This window comes from Sideroxydans lithotrophicus ES-1 (assembly GCF_000025705.1).
Taxonomy (GTDB): domain Bacteria; phylum Pseudomonadota; class Gammaproteobacteria; order Burkholderiales; family Gallionellaceae; genus Sideroxyarcus; species Sideroxyarcus lithotrophicus.
On sequence record NC_013959.1, the window covers coordinates 497,817 to 514,123 of the forward strand.

Annotated in this window: 17 protein-coding genes; all 17 read right to left on the reverse strand. The window is 61.2% G+C overall.

What is annotated here, in order from left to right:
* Window positions 1–137 precede the first annotated feature (137 nt).
* The gene (gene gspN, locus SLIT_RS02430) at window positions 138–878 is read right to left on the reverse strand and encodes a type II secretion system protein N (RefSeq protein ID WP_013028628.1); all 741 of its coding nucleotides are present in this window, start codon (window positions 876–878) and stop codon (window positions 138–140) included.
* Window positions 875–1,378 carry a type II secretion system protein M gene (locus SLIT_RS02435; protein WP_013028629.1) on the reverse strand — a complete coding sequence of 168 codons (504 nt, stop codon included), beginning with the start codon at window positions 1,376–1,378 and terminating at the stop codon, window positions 875–877. The genes gspN and SLIT_RS02435 overlap by 4 nt, the downstream gene beginning before the upstream one ends.
* The gene (gene gspL / locus SLIT_RS02440) at window positions 1,375–2,583 is read right to left on the reverse strand and encodes a type II secretion system protein GspL (protein ID WP_013028630.1); all 1,209 of its coding nucleotides are present in this window, start codon (window positions 2,581–2,583) and stop codon (window positions 1,375–1,377) included. The genes SLIT_RS02435 and gspL overlap by 4 nt, the downstream gene beginning before the upstream one ends.
* Complete coding sequence (gspK, locus tag SLIT_RS02445; protein WP_013028631.1) at window positions 2,580–3,497, reverse strand: type II secretion system minor pseudopilin GspK; 918 nt, start codon at window positions 3,495–3,497, stop codon at window positions 2,580–2,582. Before gspK ends, gspL begins: the two co-directional genes overlap by 4 nt.
* Window positions 3,494–4,099: a type II secretion system minor pseudopilin GspJ gene (gene gspJ, locus SLIT_RS02450; RefSeq protein ID WP_013028632.1), complete on the reverse strand. Its 606-nt coding sequence runs from the start codon at window positions 4,097–4,099 to the stop codon at window positions 3,494–3,496. Before gspJ ends, gspK begins: the two co-directional genes overlap by 4 nt.
* The gene (gene gspI, locus SLIT_RS02455; RefSeq protein ID WP_013028633.1) at window positions 4,096–4,470 is read right to left on the reverse strand and encodes a type II secretion system minor pseudopilin GspI; all 375 of its coding nucleotides are present in this window, start codon (window positions 4,468–4,470) and stop codon (window positions 4,096–4,098) included. Before gspI ends, gspJ begins: the two co-directional genes overlap by 4 nt.
* Window positions 4,467–5,072, reverse strand: a complete 606-nt coding sequence (locus tag SLIT_RS02460; protein WP_083774994.1) for a prepilin-type N-terminal cleavage/methylation domain-containing protein — start codon at window positions 5,070–5,072, stop codon at window positions 4,467–4,469. Before SLIT_RS02460 ends, gspI begins: the two co-directional genes overlap by 4 nt.
* Before the next feature lie 8 nt (window positions 5,073–5,080).
* A complete protein-coding gene (gene gspG / locus SLIT_RS02465) occupies window positions 5,081–5,521 on the reverse strand; it encodes a type II secretion system major pseudopilin GspG (protein WP_013028635.1) in 441 nt (146 codons plus the stop codon).
* A gap of 168 nt (window positions 5,522–5,689) precedes the next feature.
* Window positions 5,690–6,913, reverse strand: a complete 1,224-nt coding sequence (gene gspF / locus SLIT_RS02470; RefSeq protein WP_013028636.1) for a type II secretion system inner membrane protein GspF — start codon at window positions 6,911–6,913, stop codon at window positions 5,690–5,692.
* 269 nt (window positions 6,914–7,182) lie between these two features.
* Complete coding sequence (gspE, locus tag SLIT_RS02475; protein ID WP_013028637.1) at window positions 7,183–8,673, reverse strand: type II secretion system ATPase GspE; 1,491 nt, start codon at window positions 8,671–8,673, stop codon at window positions 7,183–7,185.
* Window positions 8,670–10,742, reverse strand: coding sequence for a type II secretion system secretin GspD (gspD, locus tag SLIT_RS02480; RefSeq protein ID WP_013028638.1), 2,073 nt, complete (start codon window positions 10,740–10,742; stop codon window positions 8,670–8,672). The genes gspE and gspD overlap by 4 nt, the downstream gene beginning before the upstream one ends.
* The gene (locus SLIT_RS15035) at window positions 10,739–11,314 is read right to left on the reverse strand and encodes a hypothetical protein (protein WP_013028639.1); all 576 of its coding nucleotides are present in this window, start codon (window positions 11,312–11,314) and stop codon (window positions 10,739–10,741) included. Before SLIT_RS15035 ends, gspD begins: the two co-directional genes overlap by 4 nt.
* Before the next feature lie 79 nt (window positions 11,315–11,393).
* Entirely contained in the window at window positions 11,394–12,140 is a 747-nt protein-coding gene (locus SLIT_RS02490) for a metal ABC transporter permease (RefSeq protein ID WP_013028640.1), read from the reverse strand.
* A 2-nt stretch (window positions 12,141–12,142) separates the two neighbouring features.
* Window positions 12,143–13,045 carry a metal ABC transporter substrate-binding protein gene (locus SLIT_RS02495; protein ID WP_013028641.1) on the reverse strand — a complete coding sequence of 301 codons (903 nt, stop codon included), beginning with the start codon at window positions 13,043–13,045 and terminating at the stop codon, window positions 12,143–12,145.
* Window positions 13,046–13,070: 25 nt separating this feature from the next.
* The gene (locus tag SLIT_RS02500) at window positions 13,071–14,282 is read right to left on the reverse strand and encodes a TonB-dependent receptor (protein WP_013028642.1); all 1,212 of its coding nucleotides are present in this window, start codon (window positions 14,280–14,282) and stop codon (window positions 13,071–13,073) included.
* Between the two features lie 61 nt (window positions 14,283–14,343).
* Window positions 14,344–14,649: a hypothetical protein gene (locus SLIT_RS15785; RefSeq protein ID WP_150102922.1), complete on the reverse strand. Its 306-nt coding sequence runs from the start codon at window positions 14,647–14,649 to the stop codon at window positions 14,344–14,346.
* Between the two features lie 108 nt (window positions 14,650–14,757).
* A complete protein-coding gene (locus tag SLIT_RS02505) occupies window positions 14,758–15,915 on the reverse strand; it encodes an NHL domain-containing protein (protein ID WP_013028645.1) in 1,158 nt (385 codons plus the stop codon).
* Window positions 15,916–16,307: the final 392 nt, after the last annotated feature.

The following is a 16,307-nucleotide window of genomic DNA, read 5'->3' on the forward strand; positions in this document are numbered from 1 at the left end:
CAATATGCCATTTGGTCTAGATAGTGGCCTATGCTGCTAAAAGATAGTCACAAATAGCAAGTAGTTAAAACGCAATTTCAATGATGTTTGTTAACAAACGGGGAGTTAATAATTCGTCAACAGAGCCCGGCTACGGACTAAGGCATCAGTGCCAGTGCGAACACGCCGGGGCTGACCTCGGGGCCGATGTGATGCAGCAGTTCGTTCAGTTCCATGGCGCTGTCGCCGGGTGCGGCCTGTGCTGTGCCATTGAGGCGCAGGCCGCTAGCGCTGTCATAAGTGCCATTCGCAGATAATTGCAGCTTGCCGGAGAGTGTGGTGAGTTGCCCGTCCACAGTCGAACCTTTGCCTTGCAGCACGATGCGGTAATCGCCCAACGGGCGTATCTCGGACAAGGCAGAAGCGGCATGCGCCCATTCCACGGTGAGCTGTCCGTCCATTCCTGAGATGTCCAATGTCAGGTGTTGGCCATGCACGTCAAGCATGCCTTGCAGTTGATAGGGGCCTAACTGCGGTGCGGCAATTTCCAGCATGGATGCGGGCAGGTCGAGCTGGATATCGTCGATGGCGATCTTCCGGGAAAAGGGCAGATAGCGCATCGACATCGGAGGATGTTCTTCTGCCTGTACTTGCAATGATGCATCCGCCAATCGCAGTTGCCAGCGATAGTTACCCAGCGTCTGGAATCGCGCGTGTTGTCGCAACAGCACTACGCCCGAGCCTTGCCACAAGCTGCCCGTGGTTTGCGCAAGAGACAGCGTTTTTCCGGAGGCGCGTTCGAGCGCATAGCCCATCAGCGAGGCTGGAGCGAAGACGAGCAATCCGAGGAAGAACACGCCGCCGAATATGAGCGCCAGCAGCGCACGGCGATATGTCACTGATCAGCTCCATTGGTCAGCGTGGCCTGCACTTTGACCATTCCGGTTTCAGTCGTCGCAACCAGCATCGCGGACGATACGCGGATGTGATGCGTCTGCTCCAGTGAACGTTGCCATTGCAGCCATTGCGCGAAGGCGATGCTGTCGGCGCTGATGCGCACGCTGTTCGGTTCGCCTGGCACGATCTGCAGCGGCAGGTTGGCCTCACTCGCCGCCTTTTCCACGGCGATCTTCAGTGCGTCACTGTCGAGCACGGCAGGTTGTGCCTGTTGGCGCAGCGATTGCACCTGCCCGGCGAGCGACTGCATCTGTGCAGCTTGCGCGCGCAGTTGCGGCAAAGCGGTTTGCAGTTTGGGCAGCGCCTGATGTGCGGGTTGCCAGAGCAGGCCATACATCAGCAGCGGCAGCAGTATCCATGCGCCGCGAATCACGGTCTTCTGCTCCGTGGCACCGAGAACATCCCAGTGGCGTGCTTTCAGTCGGGCAAGCAGGGCCTTCATTGCGCACCTCCGGTCGAGATGCGCAGCTGGATGTTGAGCACACCACCACTATCGCGCTTGTCCAGCACTTGTGCGGTCAGACCGGTTGCGGCGATGCGCTGCAGCAAAGTGTCGAGCGCAGAAGCGCTGGCGAGCGCCATCTCGATATCCAGTTTGCCTTCGCCATAGCGCAGTGTACGCAGGGTGCTGCCGGGTACGGCATCCAGGACGCCGGAAAGTTTTTCCAGCAACGGCGAAAAATCCGCGTCGTCGCCGACTCCGGCTGCATGGCGCAAGCGTGCCACGTTGCGGCGCATCTGCAAAGGTGCATCGACGATGACGGCATCGGCGCCGAATGTCTCCCTGAATGTTTCCGTCATGCCGTTCATCAACTGGCGTTTCTCATGTGCGAGCATTGCCCATTCCACATTGCTCACCGCGACTTCCACACCGAACAGCAGCAGTGCTGCCATCAGCGCCGGGCGCAACCACGGCCATAATTCGCTGATGCGCGGCGGCGGGGCGAATTTTCCCCACAGCAGGTTGGGTGCATCGGCAGGGATGTCTGCTTTGCGCCAATCGAAGCTTTGCTTCTCGTAAATGACGGGAACCTTGATGCCCCAGTCCGGCTGGCGTATCTCGCTGCCGAGGGCGAACAGGCGCAATGCGGCAGGGGCACCCTGTTGCAAACGCAATTGCAACGCGGCGGGTGCACGCACTTCGCTGCCGCTATCCAGCATGCCGCCAAGGTGGTCCGCGGTCGCCAGGAAACCCTGCGCGCCATCCCACGCCAGGCTCCATTCGTTGGTGCGTGTTGGCAACAAGCAGAACTCGGGCACGATGCGGCGCACGCGTATCCTGGCGGCAGTGCTTGCGGCGAGGAAGCGCGACAGCCAATCTTTGTTCACTGCGTATAGCACGCTGCGTCCGTCCGGCAATTTCGTGCCGGGGGTGACGTGCGCCTCGCTCGCATCGTCGATCAGGATGTCTTCCAGTGCGAAGGGCAGCGCGGTCTCCAGTTTGCTGCGCTTGATCCTGGGCAGTGCGGCAGCAGTCGCCAGCACTCGATCGGCTGCGACGATGACAGTGGCGTCGTCGCACTGCGGCATCGCAGCCAGGTTGCCGTTGCCCGATTCGCGTACGTTGCCGGTATCGTCCAGCACTGACCAATCGCATGGCGAGGCGGCATCCTGCCAGTGTGCGGTGAGATGGATGCGCAGATTCATTGCAGACTCTTCCTCACTTGCGTCGCCCAGATGCCGCTGCGGTGCAGCAGCGCATGCACCGACGAGGCACCGTCACCCTGGGTGGCATACCCAGTCACCATAAAATACTGGCTGCTGACGCTAAGGCTCATGGTGCTGTCCTGTGACACGCTCTTGGGTAATTGTTGCAAAAAATCCGCCATGGTCTTGTAGGGTGTCGTCCTGATTTTTGTAGCCATCTGCCGGGCATTCTGCAGTGTCAATCCTGGCAATATTGCCACCAACACTTCCGGCGGGGCAAAGTTCACATTCACCGCCGTGTTCGATTCCGGCAGTACGCTCACGAACGGCTGCAGCCGCTTGATGATGCCGGCATCGAATCCTTTCACCCATGCCAGCTCGCCGATGTCGGAGAGCGGACGGTTGGCACAGCGGTAGGGCTTGGCGAGGCTCAGGTAATAGCCGTCCTCAGCGCCGTTCTCTGCAGTCTCGCTGTCCGCATCCATCCAGTCAGCCAGCGCACTGCCCAGCTCCTGCGGCAATCCCAGCGCCGACAGCAGGCGCTGGAAACGGGCCAGGCTGGCCACGCTCGTCACGCCGTTGTTCACCAGGTTGTTCAAATTGAACACCCCCTGCTGGTCGACGATGGTGCCTTGCACCTCGCCGCCTTCCACCGGGATGGCGGGCAACTTCATCGCCCACATCTCGTGACCATGGTCGAACTGGTTTGCCGCCGCATCGTCCGCCAGCACCGCACGTGCCCAGTCTATTCCGGCTTCGGCGATGCGCCGCGCCTGGGCACGGTCGCGTCCGTTCTCCACCGCGCGCTGCCAGAAGCCCTGCTGTTGCGCCATGAATGCGGCGATGGTCGTCGCCATGGCCACGATCAGCAGCACCAGCACCAGCGCTACACCTTGTTGCGTTCTGATCTTCATCGCAGTGAAAAGAACCGGGTCAATTTTTCGCCGCTCTTCAGCACCAGTTCCACTTCCACTTCTCTGGGCAGTGCGGCATCGGCGACTGCGGGCGGCCATTGTTTCTCCCAGGTCAGGCGGCTGTTCAGGTAACGCAGGTTGAATTCGCTGACATCTTCCAGCAGGGTGTCCACCGACGGCACATTGTACGGGGCGCTATCCAGCGCAGTCCAGCGCAGCAGTTCCAGCCTGTTTTGCCGCAGGCGATAACCGATGCGCTGCGGCGGTAGCGGCACACCATCGGCGTCGATGCCGCCGCTGCGTGTGAATGCCAGTTGCACATCTTCCAGACTTCCTGTGGCGAATTGCGTGCCAGCAAAGGCAGGGGCTTCCGCGCCGTTCGCCGTTCGCACCGGACGTTGCAGCACCTGCGCCGTCTCTCCATCCAGTCGCGCAAAGAAACGATCGAGTGATTGCCACTTGCGCGTCTCCTGCCCGGTACGGTCACGCGTCTGCGACACCGCGTTCAGGCCGCGATAAGCGGTGACGGCCAGGATGGCGAATACGAACAGTGCGACGAGCAGTTCGATGAGGGTGAAGCCCCTGATGGTACGAACCGTCATCGCGGATACTCCGCCAGAAAACCGGTCAGTTCGCGCAACACATGCTTCGCGTCATCCGGTGCGTACACGCTGACGACGATGCGGCGCATGGTGGGGTTGGGGGTGGCGATGACTTCTTCCTTCCATGGGTAGCTCAGGCCAGCCTGTTTTTCTTCACCGCTCTGGATGCCGGGTGCGGGCCAGTCGTTGCGCGCCTGATGCAGTGCCAGCCGGTTCTGGGCGACCCATCCGGCGATCACGCGGGTGCGCAATGCCTCGACATGCTGGATGCTGGAACTGGCGGTACGCGATACGGCGGCCATGGCGATGGCGAGGATGGCGAGGGCGACGAGGACTTCGAGCAGGGTGAAGCCTTGAGAACGTTTGCTCATGGCGCCTTCCCTGCCACGACTTCGACCTTGCCCAGTCCATTGCCGACGACATCGGACACCAGATCGTCACTGAGCAGGCTTATCCGGAAATCCTTCGCCGCCAGTTCCGGGCTAAGCATGACCAGTGCACCGGGTTCGATGCGGCGTCCGTTGAAGCTCACTTCGCCGATGCGCACTGCTTGCGGCAAAACGCGCGGATGCAGCAGGTTGTCATGATCGATGCGCACCCATTCGCCTTCCCTGGTGCGCGTCCAGAAGCGGTAGCTGTTGCCGGTGCCGGACCATGCCAGCGGCTGGCCGCCTGCCTGCGAACTCGTCGCGCCGCCTTCCATCAGCAGGGCGAGCCGCTGCGATTCCTCGTGCAACACCGTCTGCGGATTCGGCATCAGTTGCAGCGTCGCTACCGTGAGCATGATGCTGGCGATGACCAGCGCAACGAGCATCTCCAGTAGCGTGAAGCCGCATACTCGATCAAAAGGATTTGTTGAGGGTGTAGGAACTCGCCAAACAGCCGTTCTTGTCGAGCCTGTCGAAACATGAATGGCCTTTTGGCCTTCGACAAGCTCAGGCCGAACGGAGTCAAGGTTCGTTCCGTTGCGCATCGATCTCTTCAGTCCTGCCACGATCCGATGTCGGCGTCGTTGCCTTCACCGCCGCTGGTCTTGTCCGCACCCAGGCTGAACACGTCGATCGCGCCGTGCACGCCCGGCTGCAGGTACTGGTAAGGTGTGCCCCACGGATCTTTCGGTACGCGGTCGAGGTAGCCTTCGCTTTTCCAGTTGGCCGGAATGGGCGAGATGGTGGGTTTCTTCACCAGGGCGGTCAGCCCCTGTTCCGTGGTGGGATAGCGCTGGTTGTCGAGTTTGTAGAGGTTGAGCGCCTGGGTGATGGTGGCGATGTCCTGCTTGGCGGCGGTGATGCGCGCCTCGTCCGGACGGCTCATCACCTTGGGTACGATCAGCGCTGCCAGCACGCCGATGATGAGGACGACGACCATGATCTCGATCAGGGTGAAGCCTTGCGCAAGGCGGGTTGAGAAACGAGTTTTCATTACTTTCCTTTCTTTAGAAACAAAGTTTCATCCCCTCTCCCGCGGGCGGGAGAGGGTTAGGGAGAGGGGCGTTGCGAACAAGCAAAATGGCTTCAATGTAACGACCCTCATCCCCAGCCCTTTCCCCGCCTGCGGGGGAAGGGAGCAAGTCGGTTAAGGCTTTCATCATCACTTCACCATCTGGTTCATCTGGATGATGGGCAGCAGGATCGCCAGCACGATCAGCAACACCACCGCCCCCATGAACAGGATGAGCACAGGTTCGAGGATGGAAGCGAGCGTACTGGTGAAACCGGAAACTTCCTGCGTCTGCTGCTTGGCGACGCGGTCCAGCATGGTGTCGAGGCGGCCGCTTTGCTCGCCGCTGGCGATGAGGTGGACCAGCACCGGCGGGAACAGACCGGAGGCGGCAAGTGCGCGGCTCAGCGTCGCACCTTCGCGTACTTTCGCTGCGGCATCTTCCAGCGCTCGGCGCATCGGCAGATTGCTGACCACGCCGCAGGCGGCGTTGAGTGCGGTGAGCAGGCCGACGCCGCTGCCGACCAGGATCGACAGCGTGCTGGCCATGCGCGCGGTGTTGTTGCCGCGGATCAGCTTGCCGACGATGGGCAGGCGCAGCAGCTTGAGATGCAGCTGGAAGCGCAATGTCTCCTGCTGCAAGGCACGCTGCACACCGAAGCCGCCGAGAACGAAAAAGACGATCAGGTAAAGCCAGGTGGCGGAGAGCAGATCGCTCAATCCGATCAGTGCGCGGGTGAGGAATGGCAGCGCCTGATGCGTCTGCTGGAACACTTCCACTACGGGCGGCACGACGAAGATCAGCAAGCCGCCGACCACGAGCACGGCGACTGTGACGACGATGGCGGGGTAGATCATCGCCAGGCCGATCTTTTGCTGCAATGCCTGCTGTCCCTCGGAATAGGTGGCGAGCCTGTCCATCACCGTGGCGAGTTCGCCGGACTCTTCACCCGCATTGATGAGTGCGCGGTGGATCTCGGGGAAGGTGTCGCGATGCTTTTCCATGGCGCGCGCCAACGTGTTACCGGCGAGCACTTCCGAACGCATGGTGGCGAGCACTTGGCGCATGGCGGGGTTGTCGCCCTGCTCGATCAGTACCGCCAGCGCCTGCTCCAGCGGCAAGCCCGCTTCGAGCAGTGTGGCGAACTGGCGCAGCATGAGGCTGACTTCGGACAGCGAGATGCGTTTGCGGAACGGCAGGTTCCAGCTGCGCGTACCGCTCGGGGCGAGAGATTCGGACAGAGATTGCAGCTCGACCACGAACAGGCCTTTGTCGCGCAACTGGGTGCGCGCGAGGCGGGCCGAGTCGGCTTCGATCATGCCGGTGCTGGTTTTGCCTGCTGCGTCTAGCGCGTTGTAGTGGAAGGCGGCCATGGGTTGGATATTGTAAAAATCAAAAACAAAAATTAGCCACAGAGTACACAGAGTACACAGAGAAAGTATGTACCGTCATTCCGGCGCAGGCCGGAATCCAGCTTGTCAAAAACCGGCGCGCTTTGCGCGCCACTGGATGTCGGCTTGGCCGAAGGTCAGTTTATCCTGAGCCTGTCGAAGGGTCGGTATGACGGGGTTCGCAGTGTTAGTTCAGGTTTTCTCTGTGATCTCAGTGTCCTCTGTGGCAAACAGGTTCTGGGTTTTACGAATCAATCCCGCGTCACGCGGATCACTTCTTCCAGCGAGGTATCCCCCGAAACCACCCAGCGCATGCCATCGTCACGCAGGTTCAGCATCCCATTCTTCATCGCATAGTCGCGCAAGTGCTGCTCGCTTGCGCGCGAGTGGATCATGCTGCGCAGCGAGTCATCCACTTCCAGCAACTCATAGATGCCGGTGCGGCCGCGATAGCCGGTCTGGTTGCAATTGGCGCAGCCGGCCGGGCGGTAGATCACTGTCGGCTTACCGTAGCGTGCGAGCAACGCCAGTTCCGCTTCGTCCGGTGCATAAGCCTCGCGACAATCCGGGCACAGGCGGCGCACCAGCCGTTGCGCTAGCACGCCGACGATGCTGGAAGAGAGCAGGAAGGGTTCCACGCCCATGTCGGTGAGGCGGGTGACGGCACTGACGGTATCGTTGGTGTGCAACGTGGCGAGTACCAGGTGGCCGGTGAGGCTGGACTGCACTGCGATCTGCGCGGTCTCGAGGTCGCGGATCTCGCCGATCATGATCACGTCCGGGTCCTGGCGCAGGATGGCGCGCAGGGCTCGCGCAAAGCTCATGTCGATGCGCGGGTTCACCTGGGTCTGGCTGATGCCGTCGAGGTCGTATTCCACCGGGTCTTCCACCGTCATCACGTTGGTGACGGTCGCGTCGATGCACGACAACGCCGCATACAGGGTAGTGGTCTTGCCTGAACCGGTCGGCCCGGTGACCAGCACGATGCCGTGCGGCTGGTTGGTGAGCCGCATCATGGCTTCAAGAGCGGCCGCACTCATGCCTAGTCTGGTGAGGTCGAGGCGTCCCGCTTCCTTGTCGAGGAGCCTCATGACTACGCGCTCGCCATGCCCTGTGGGCAACGTCGAGACGCGCACATCTACGGGGCGACCTGCCAGACGCAAGGCGATGCGGCCGTCCTGCGGCAGGCGCTTTTCGGCGATGTCGAGATCGGCCATGACCTTGATGCGCGACACCAACGCGGCATGCAGTGCGCGGTGCGGCTCGGCGATATCCTTCAGGGTGCCGTCGAGACGGAAGCGCACCACCGAGCGTGTCTCGAATGGCTCGATGTGGATGTCGGAAGCGTTGTCGCGCACGGCCTGGGCCAGCAGCGCATTGATCATGCGGATGACCGGCGCGTCGTTCTCCGATTCGAGCAGGTCGGCGGATCTGGGCAGGTCGTGCAGCAGCATGGACAGGTCCATGTCCTGCTCGGCATCGTCGAGCAGCGTGGCGGTGGATTCATCGGCCTGCGAATAGGCACCGCTCAGGATGCGCTCGAACTCTTCCGTATCGACCAGCGTGGCGTCGAGCGGCAACGCGAGCTGGCGCATCACTTCGGCAATGGCTTCCGGCTTCGCATCGCGGCGCACGGCAAGTACCGCGCGTTCATCGCAATCGGTCAGCACCACGCCTTGCGTCCTGGCGAAGGTGTAGGGCAGGCGGCGCGCAGCGCGGCGATTGATCGCGGTCTGGCTCACGGCTGCGGGAGTCGATCGGGGGGAGACGCTGCGACCGGTGCGCTGGCGGATTGGGTCGGTGCGGCTGCAGGTGCGCTCGCGGCTTCGGTAGAACTTGCAGCAGAGACCGGCTTTTCCGGCAGGGGCGGCAGCGATTTGTCCTTGTCGTCGTTCGGTAATATCCAGTGGTCTGGCATGCGCGCGTCCTCGCGCTTCTTGTTCATCTGTTCGTAAAAGTTGTCGGTGAGCTGCTGGTAGCTGTTCTGCTGATACATGATGTAGGGGCGGATGAACACCATCAGGTTGGTCTTGGTGTGCTGCCGTGTGTCGTAGCGGAACAGGCTGCCGAGAATGGGAATGTCGCCGAGCAGCGGTGTCTTGCTCTGCACATCGTTGACCGAGTCCTGGATCAAACCGCCCAGCACCACGATCTGGTTGTCGTCCACCAGGATGTTGGATTCGATGGAGCGTTTGTTCGTGATCAGGCCCGAGGTCGAGGAGGATGAGGAAGGAAGCACGCTCGACACTTCCTGGTAGATCTGCAGCTTCACCGTGCCGCCCTGCATGATCTGCGGCTTGATCTTCAGCGTCAGGCCGACGTCCTTGCGTTCGATGGTCTGGAACGGTGTGGCGGTGGTGGCAGAACCAGTCTGCGCGTACTGGCCGGTGATGAAGGGGACGTTCTGGCCGACCACGATCTTGGCCTCTTCGTTGTCCAGGGTCATCAGATTGGGTTCGGACAGGATGTTGGCGTTGGTGTCCGTTTCTAGCGCACGCGCCAGCATGCCGAGATTGAGCACGGTACCGACACCGGGGATGGTGGTGGTGCCGTTCACGATGCCGATGTTCAGCCCCTGGTTCACCGTACTCAGGTTATTTGCCGCATCGATGATGTTGTTGCCGCTGGCGACGCTGCCGAAGTTGGTGCCGCCGATGATGTGTGCGCCGCTCTTGGATGCACCCACCAGATTCTGCCACTGCACGCCGAACTCGGCAGCCTTGTCTGCAGTCACCTCGACGATCAGCGCTTCCACGAATATCTGCGGGCGGCGCACATCCAGTTTGTCGATCACGGAACGGAGGTTGTTATAGATCGGTTCCGAGGCGGTGACGATGAGCGCGTTGGAAGAGGGGTCGGCCTGGATCATGCCGGTGCTGGATGTTGCGACACCGGCTGACTGCGGCACAGTGCTCGGTGCAGCGGGCGGGGCCGTCTCGCCACTCAACACCGAGCGCAGGGTCTGTGCGAGTTTGGTCGCATCGGCATTTTTCAGTTGCACTACATGGATATTGCCGGGTGTGTTGGCAGCGCTGTCCAGTTTGGTGACCAATTCCTTGACGCGGGCGATGCGGCCGGGGTTGCCCGAGCGCAGCAGCAGTCCGTTGGTGCGACTGTCTGCCAGCAGCACGAAACGCTGGTTGTCGTCGCCGCCGGATTGGGAAGCTGCCGCCTCGGGCATCAGGCGATTGATGATGTTGGCGAGATCGACCGCGGAAGCGTGTTTGACGGGAATGACGATAGGCGCATCCGCGCTGGGCTGGTCGATGGAGTCGATGAGCTTGTCGATACGCCTGACGCTGCTGGCATAGTCGGTGACCACCAGCGCATTGCTGGCAGGATAGGCGACCACCACGCTGTTCGGCGAGATCATCGGACGCACGACGTTGACCAGTTGCGAAGCAGATTCGTATTTCAGCACGAACACATGGGTGACCAGCTTGTCGCCGCGGCCCTGTGCCAGCGAATCGATATGCTGTTTCGCTTCCGCCTCGGGAATGATCTGGGTCACGCCATTGGATTCCACTGCCGCATAGCCCTGCAGGCGCAGGGCCGAGAGCAGGATGTCGTAGCCCAGCGCGGGCGAGACTGGGGTGGCGGAAACGATATTGATGGTGCCTTTCACGCGCGGATCGACGAGGAAATTCTTCTTGGAGATCTGCGAGATGGCGCGGATGACTTCCTGGATGTCGGCATTGACGAAATTCAGCGTGACCAGTTCGTCTTCCTTCTTTTCCGCATGGCAGGGTGCCGCGACGAAGATCGCCAGGCTGAATATCAGCAATGAGCGCAGCGCGATACTGTTGATCAATGTCTTCCCCTTGTCATGTCTTGCTGCTGTTGCTGCAGCATCGCCCGTTGTTCGGGTGTGAGCCGGTCCAGCACCCGTTGTTGTATTTTTGTCGCTGGCGACAGGTCGTCGCGAAGCCGGTTGTTATCCTGCACCGGGGTGATGCCGCCGGTTGCGGTTGGAATCTTGACCAGGTCGACACGCTGCCGTGCACCGTTGCGCTCCAGTATCACATAGTCTGCATGCGTTTCGGCCAGGCGTATCCCCGGCACCACTTGGTTTCCTACGGCCACACCGACCTGTCCCGATTCGGTCTGCATGACGGCAAAACCGTTTTCCCCGGCAGCGAAGATACCGACGGGACGGATGCCGTTAAGCGAAGCGGACGATGTGGAGGTATTGACCGTGCCGAACAACTGTTCGGCATGATCCGATCGGGATGCGATCGCCGAGGCGGGAACGGCATGTTCGGCAGGGGCGAACAGCACCCAGGCATGTTTTGCCAATAACAGCATTGCCAGCAGGCCGCCCCAGAGCGGCCAGTTCATCCAGAGTCTGGCAGGTGCTGCAAAAACCTTGCTGGCCAACGACATGCGGCATCCCCTCGTATGCGGACGGCGAATATAGCATACCTGCAGACGGCGAAAGCAGGCTGGCCGGGCGTGCGAGGGGTCAGCGCAGCTTGTTCGCCAGCAGCATGATTCCGCCGCTCAACATCATCGCCCAGACGATGGCAGCTCCCGTCGGCAGGTCGAACCAGACCGACAGCAACAGGCCCAGTGCATAGCCCGCGATGCCGACCGCAAATGCGTAGTGATACCGCCTTCTGCTCTGGCGCCAGGTCACCACCGCGGGCAGGATCAGGCTGGCGAACACCAGGTAGATGCCGACCAGCTGCACCGAGGCGGTGATGGCGATGGCGAACAGCGCGTAGAAACCGAAATAGCCCAGACGCTGGCGGGAGCCTTTCCAGATGGCGAGCAGGACGACCGTGAGCAGTGCGGTGGCGATCAGTTGCGTGTCGTTCACCCAGAGTATCTGGCCGACCAGCAGGTCCTTCAGGTGTTCGCCGGCATGCACGTCATGGCTCATCAGCAGGATGCCGAGCGTGGCCGAAAGCACGAAGGTCAGGCCGATACAGGCTTCTTTCACGTCCGGCAAGTTCCGCTCGATCCATGCCAGCAAAGCCGCTCCGCACAGCGCGCTGGTGGCGGCGATGAGCTGCACCAGCAGCGGATGTTCGGTGAGGTCGAGCAAGCCGGCGATGATGACGCCGAGTCCGGCGATCTGCGCCACGGCGAGGTCGGCGAAGACCACGCCGCGCTGCAGCACACGCATGCCGAACGGGATGTGCGTGGCGAGCACCAGCAGACCCGCGATGAAGGCGGGCAGGACGATGTCGAGTTCGATGCTGTTCATGGCTATCCTTGTTTCAATCCTGCCAGCAGGCGCTGGATGGTGTCGTCAAAGAATGCGAACAGGTCCGTCGCTTGCGGCGTGCCGCCCACGGTGAATGGCAGCATTACCGCAGGAATGTGCGCGCGCTGCGAGATCCATTCCGACGGGCGCTCGTTCTGGTAGGCGGCGCGCAATACCATGCGTGCCGGGTGCTGCTGCAGATCGTTCAGTACCTCTCCCAGGTGCGCGGCGCTGGGTTCCATGCCGGGCTTGGGCTCCAGCTCGGCGACTTCCTTCAGTCCCAGCCAGTCGTTCAGGTAAGGGAAACCCTTGTGATGCACGACGATCGATACCCCCTTGAGCGGGGCCGCCTGCTTTTCCCATCTTGCGATGGCGGCACGCCACTTCTGGTCGAAGTCCTTGTATCGCTGCTGGTAGAGCGCCGTGTTCGCCGGGTCGAGCTCGATCAGTTTTTTGCTCAGCGCCGCCGCGACCGGCAGGAAATTGCGCGCGTCGGTCTGGATGTGCGGATTGCCTTCCGCATGTACGTCGCCATCGGCACGATCCAGGCGGGACGGTACTTCCAGCATGGTCACATATTTGGCCGCCTCGAAGTTCCCGTCGCTGCCGGGCTGTATCCTGCTGTTGGCGGATTCGCGCAGTACCACCGGCATCCAGCCGATCTCGAGCTCCGCACCGGTGCACACCAGCAGTTGCGCGCCGCGCGCCCTGGCGATCAGGCTGGGGCGAGCCTGCACCTGGTGGGGATCCTGCAGTGCGCCGGTGGCGGTGTAGATGTTGGCCTGGTCGCCCGCGAGCTCATGCGTGAGTGCCGCCCATTCCGGTTCGCAGGCGAACACGTTCAGTGCGGCGTGTGCGTTGCCGCTCAGCAGCAACATCAAAAGCGTGAAGATTATCTTGTTCATGAGTTTTCCTTTTGAGTGGTGCGTATCAATACTGGTGCGCGCCGTGCGCGCCCATGGCCATGATGTATTGCACGAATAACTGGTTGTCCGCCAAACCCTGGCGCGAGTTGTCATGCGCCAGTTGCAGGCGTATGCGCGCGAACTCGCTGGTGTTGTAGTCCGCCATCCAGGTGAAGCGCGAAGGGTTGTAGCCGTAATTGGCGATGACCTTGCCCGCGAGCGCCGCGCCCAGGCTGACGGTGCCCGGATCGAGCCGGTCGTAGCGTATTCCGCTGCGCCAGTTCGGCGTGAACTGATATACGCTCTGCAGGTACCAGCCGCTTTGCGTGCCGGTGTAACTGCCGGTGAGGTTGGCCCCGGCGGTGTCGTAGGTCAGCTGTCCGCTGTCCTTGCGGCGGAAATATTCGCTCTGTACCTTCAGGTAGCTCTCGCGGAAGTTGCCGTTGTGCGAGTATTTCCACACGAAATCCAGACCCGCCGTATTGCTGCTGCCGGTGAAACTGTCGCTCACTCCGCCCGGGGTGTTCAGCTGGTCGGGCACGCCAGTGCTCAAAGCGCTCGTCTGCCTGGTCTGGTGCAGCGACAGGCCGGCGCGCCAGCTCTGCTCGATGCCGATGTCGTCGCCGATATGTACGAACAGCGTGCCCGCGCCGCTGCCGTTCTTGGCCGTGTTCGTACCCGGGAAGTTGCTGCCTTTGCCGACCTCGCCGCCCACTTCGACGAACAGGTCCGTCGGCGCCAGCCATTTGAGCTGGATGCCGTCGTCCTTCAGCTGGTCACCCCAAAGCACCGAATACACCAGCGGCTGATCGACGAAGTCCCAGGTGTGCGAGTGCTGCTCGTTGAGGTAGCCCAATGCGGAGAAGAAGCGGCCGAACTTGAGGTTGACTCCGTTCTCCAGCGCAGTGGTCTGCACGAAGGCGTTCTCTACGCTGGAGCCGCCGGAGGGCAGCAGCGATATCGTCGCCACGCCGCGGAATTGCGGGTCGATGTCCGCAGCGAGCCCCAGTTCCGATTCGCCCAGATTGAAACCTTGCTGGTGCCCTGGAACGGGATTCATGGCGAAACCGGTGACGGGCACCGTGGGGTCGCGCTGCAAGTTGCCATAGGTGCCGACCATGATGAACGACACAGCCGGATTGAAAGCGTTGTCGCTGGTTGCACTGGCGGCAGAGGCACCGACGGAATGACACAACAGTACGGCGACAGCCGTATTGGAACAGATTCTCTTTAACATTTTTTACTCCGAAAAAGCACGCAGAACCCCGCGCGTTTGGCAGCGGGGAGTCGATAAAGCTTTAAACGGAGTAAGGCGGTGCGCGTGCCGCGAACGCGATGAACGGGGCAGACTGGAACGAGGACGAGTGGGTGGTGAGGGTCTCTTCGAATGACGAGGCGAAATCGAAATGGATATGGCTGACGCCTATGGCGCTGCCGATCTGCGCATAGGCCGCACACAACTCGCAGTGCTGGTGATGGGGCAGCGACTGGTCCTGCGACTGCTCGGCAAGCACATGCGAGATGCTGTGCGTGACCGCGCCTTGCTGAGCGAACAGCAGGGCGAGGACAAGGAATAACGGCAGAAACAGGCGAGGCGATCTCATGGCGGGTGTCACCTTAGCAAAGGCGAGGGAGTACGGCAAGCGTGGCTCCGGGCGAAACTATGGAACCGTTCGCAACGGCAGGTGGCTCGGCCTGCCCGGCCGAGCAGGCTACAGCTGGACCTTACGGATGCTGCCATTGGTGTAATCCGCGACGTACAAAGCACCATTGATGTAAATGATGCCGAATGGGTGATTGAACCTTGCCGTCGGCCCGGCTCCATCGGCTGTTCCGGGAACGAGTGCCGCTCCGGCAGGAGTGGTAACGTTGCCAGTCGCGATGACGATCTTGCGGATGGTATGGTTGTTGGTGTCTGCCACATACAGATTGCTGCCATCGGTAGTGATGCCCATCGGTTGATTGAATCGGGCGTTTGCACCGATGCCGTCTGACGAACCGACCCCGGAACTGGCGAGCGTGGAATTACCCCCGGCGACGAGTGTGGTCGCACCTGTCGAGACATCTATCCTGCGCACGTCGTTATTGAGTGTGTCGGTCAGGTACAGGAAGCTGGCGCCGTCGGTGGCGATGCTCGTGGGTGAGTAAAACACCGAGGAAGCTCCAGTCAGGCCATTGAAATAGCCGGTGCTTGGCGGGGTGCCCGCCAGCGTGGTGACGGCGGCACTCGCACTGGCAAGGTCGATCTGGCGGATGGTGCTATTGCTGGAATCGGCCACGTACAGGTTGGTTCCGATTCGGCTGAGCCCCATGGGATAGCGGAAACTTGCGAGGGTGCCAGTGGCGTTGTCTGCCGATCCGGGCGTTCCCACCGTCCCGGCAAGCGTAGTGACCACCCCTGTGGCGATGACGATCTGACGGATGGTGTGGTTGTAACCGTCAGCCACATACAGTTTGGTGTTCGTCGCATCGATGACGATGCCATAGGGGTTGTTGAACAGGGCACTTGTGCCGGGACCGCTGGGTGCGTCGGTAACGCCCGAAGCGCCAGTGATACTGCCTGCGAAAGTTGTCACCTGCCCGGTGGCAATGACGATCTTGCGGATGTTGTTGGCGTACATGTCGGTAACGTACAGGTTGGTACCGTCACTGGCGATATAAGCGGGAATCTGGAAGCGGGCGGTTGCACCGATGCCATCGGTGATGGCATGCGATCCCGAAGTGCCGGCAAAGGTGCTGACCAGGACGGAAGCGGGTGCGCTACCTCCGCCGCCACCGCCTCCTCCGCAACCGGTCAAAGCCAGCGCGACGATCGCGGCAGACATGATGCTGAGTTCAGTGAACTTGCGCAGATATTCCTTGATGTTCATGCCGCCCCTTTCAATATGGCTAACGATGATGGAAAGCACCGGAGTGTCGCCGGCCGGAAACTAGAAGCGGCGCGAGTCTACTGGGAGTGGATATGGGTGAACATATGCCGTTTGGCATATGGTTTGATCTTGGGGGATGTGTTAATGGTGCTGCATCGCGGATGCTCACACCCCGTAAACGGGGCCTCGCTGATCGGCGATTCTTATTGAGCTTGCGAAATTAGAATGCCGCCTGCCTTTGGTGCGCAGCCCGGGTCAACCACCTCAGTGAGGGTTGTATTACTCATGGCACAGTGGGTTTGGTGGTGGCGTTGGTCGCGGACGTTCACACCCCGCAAGTGCAGTGCAAAGGTGCAGCTCCAGCGGTTGCCTCAGCGAGGATCGAGCAGCGC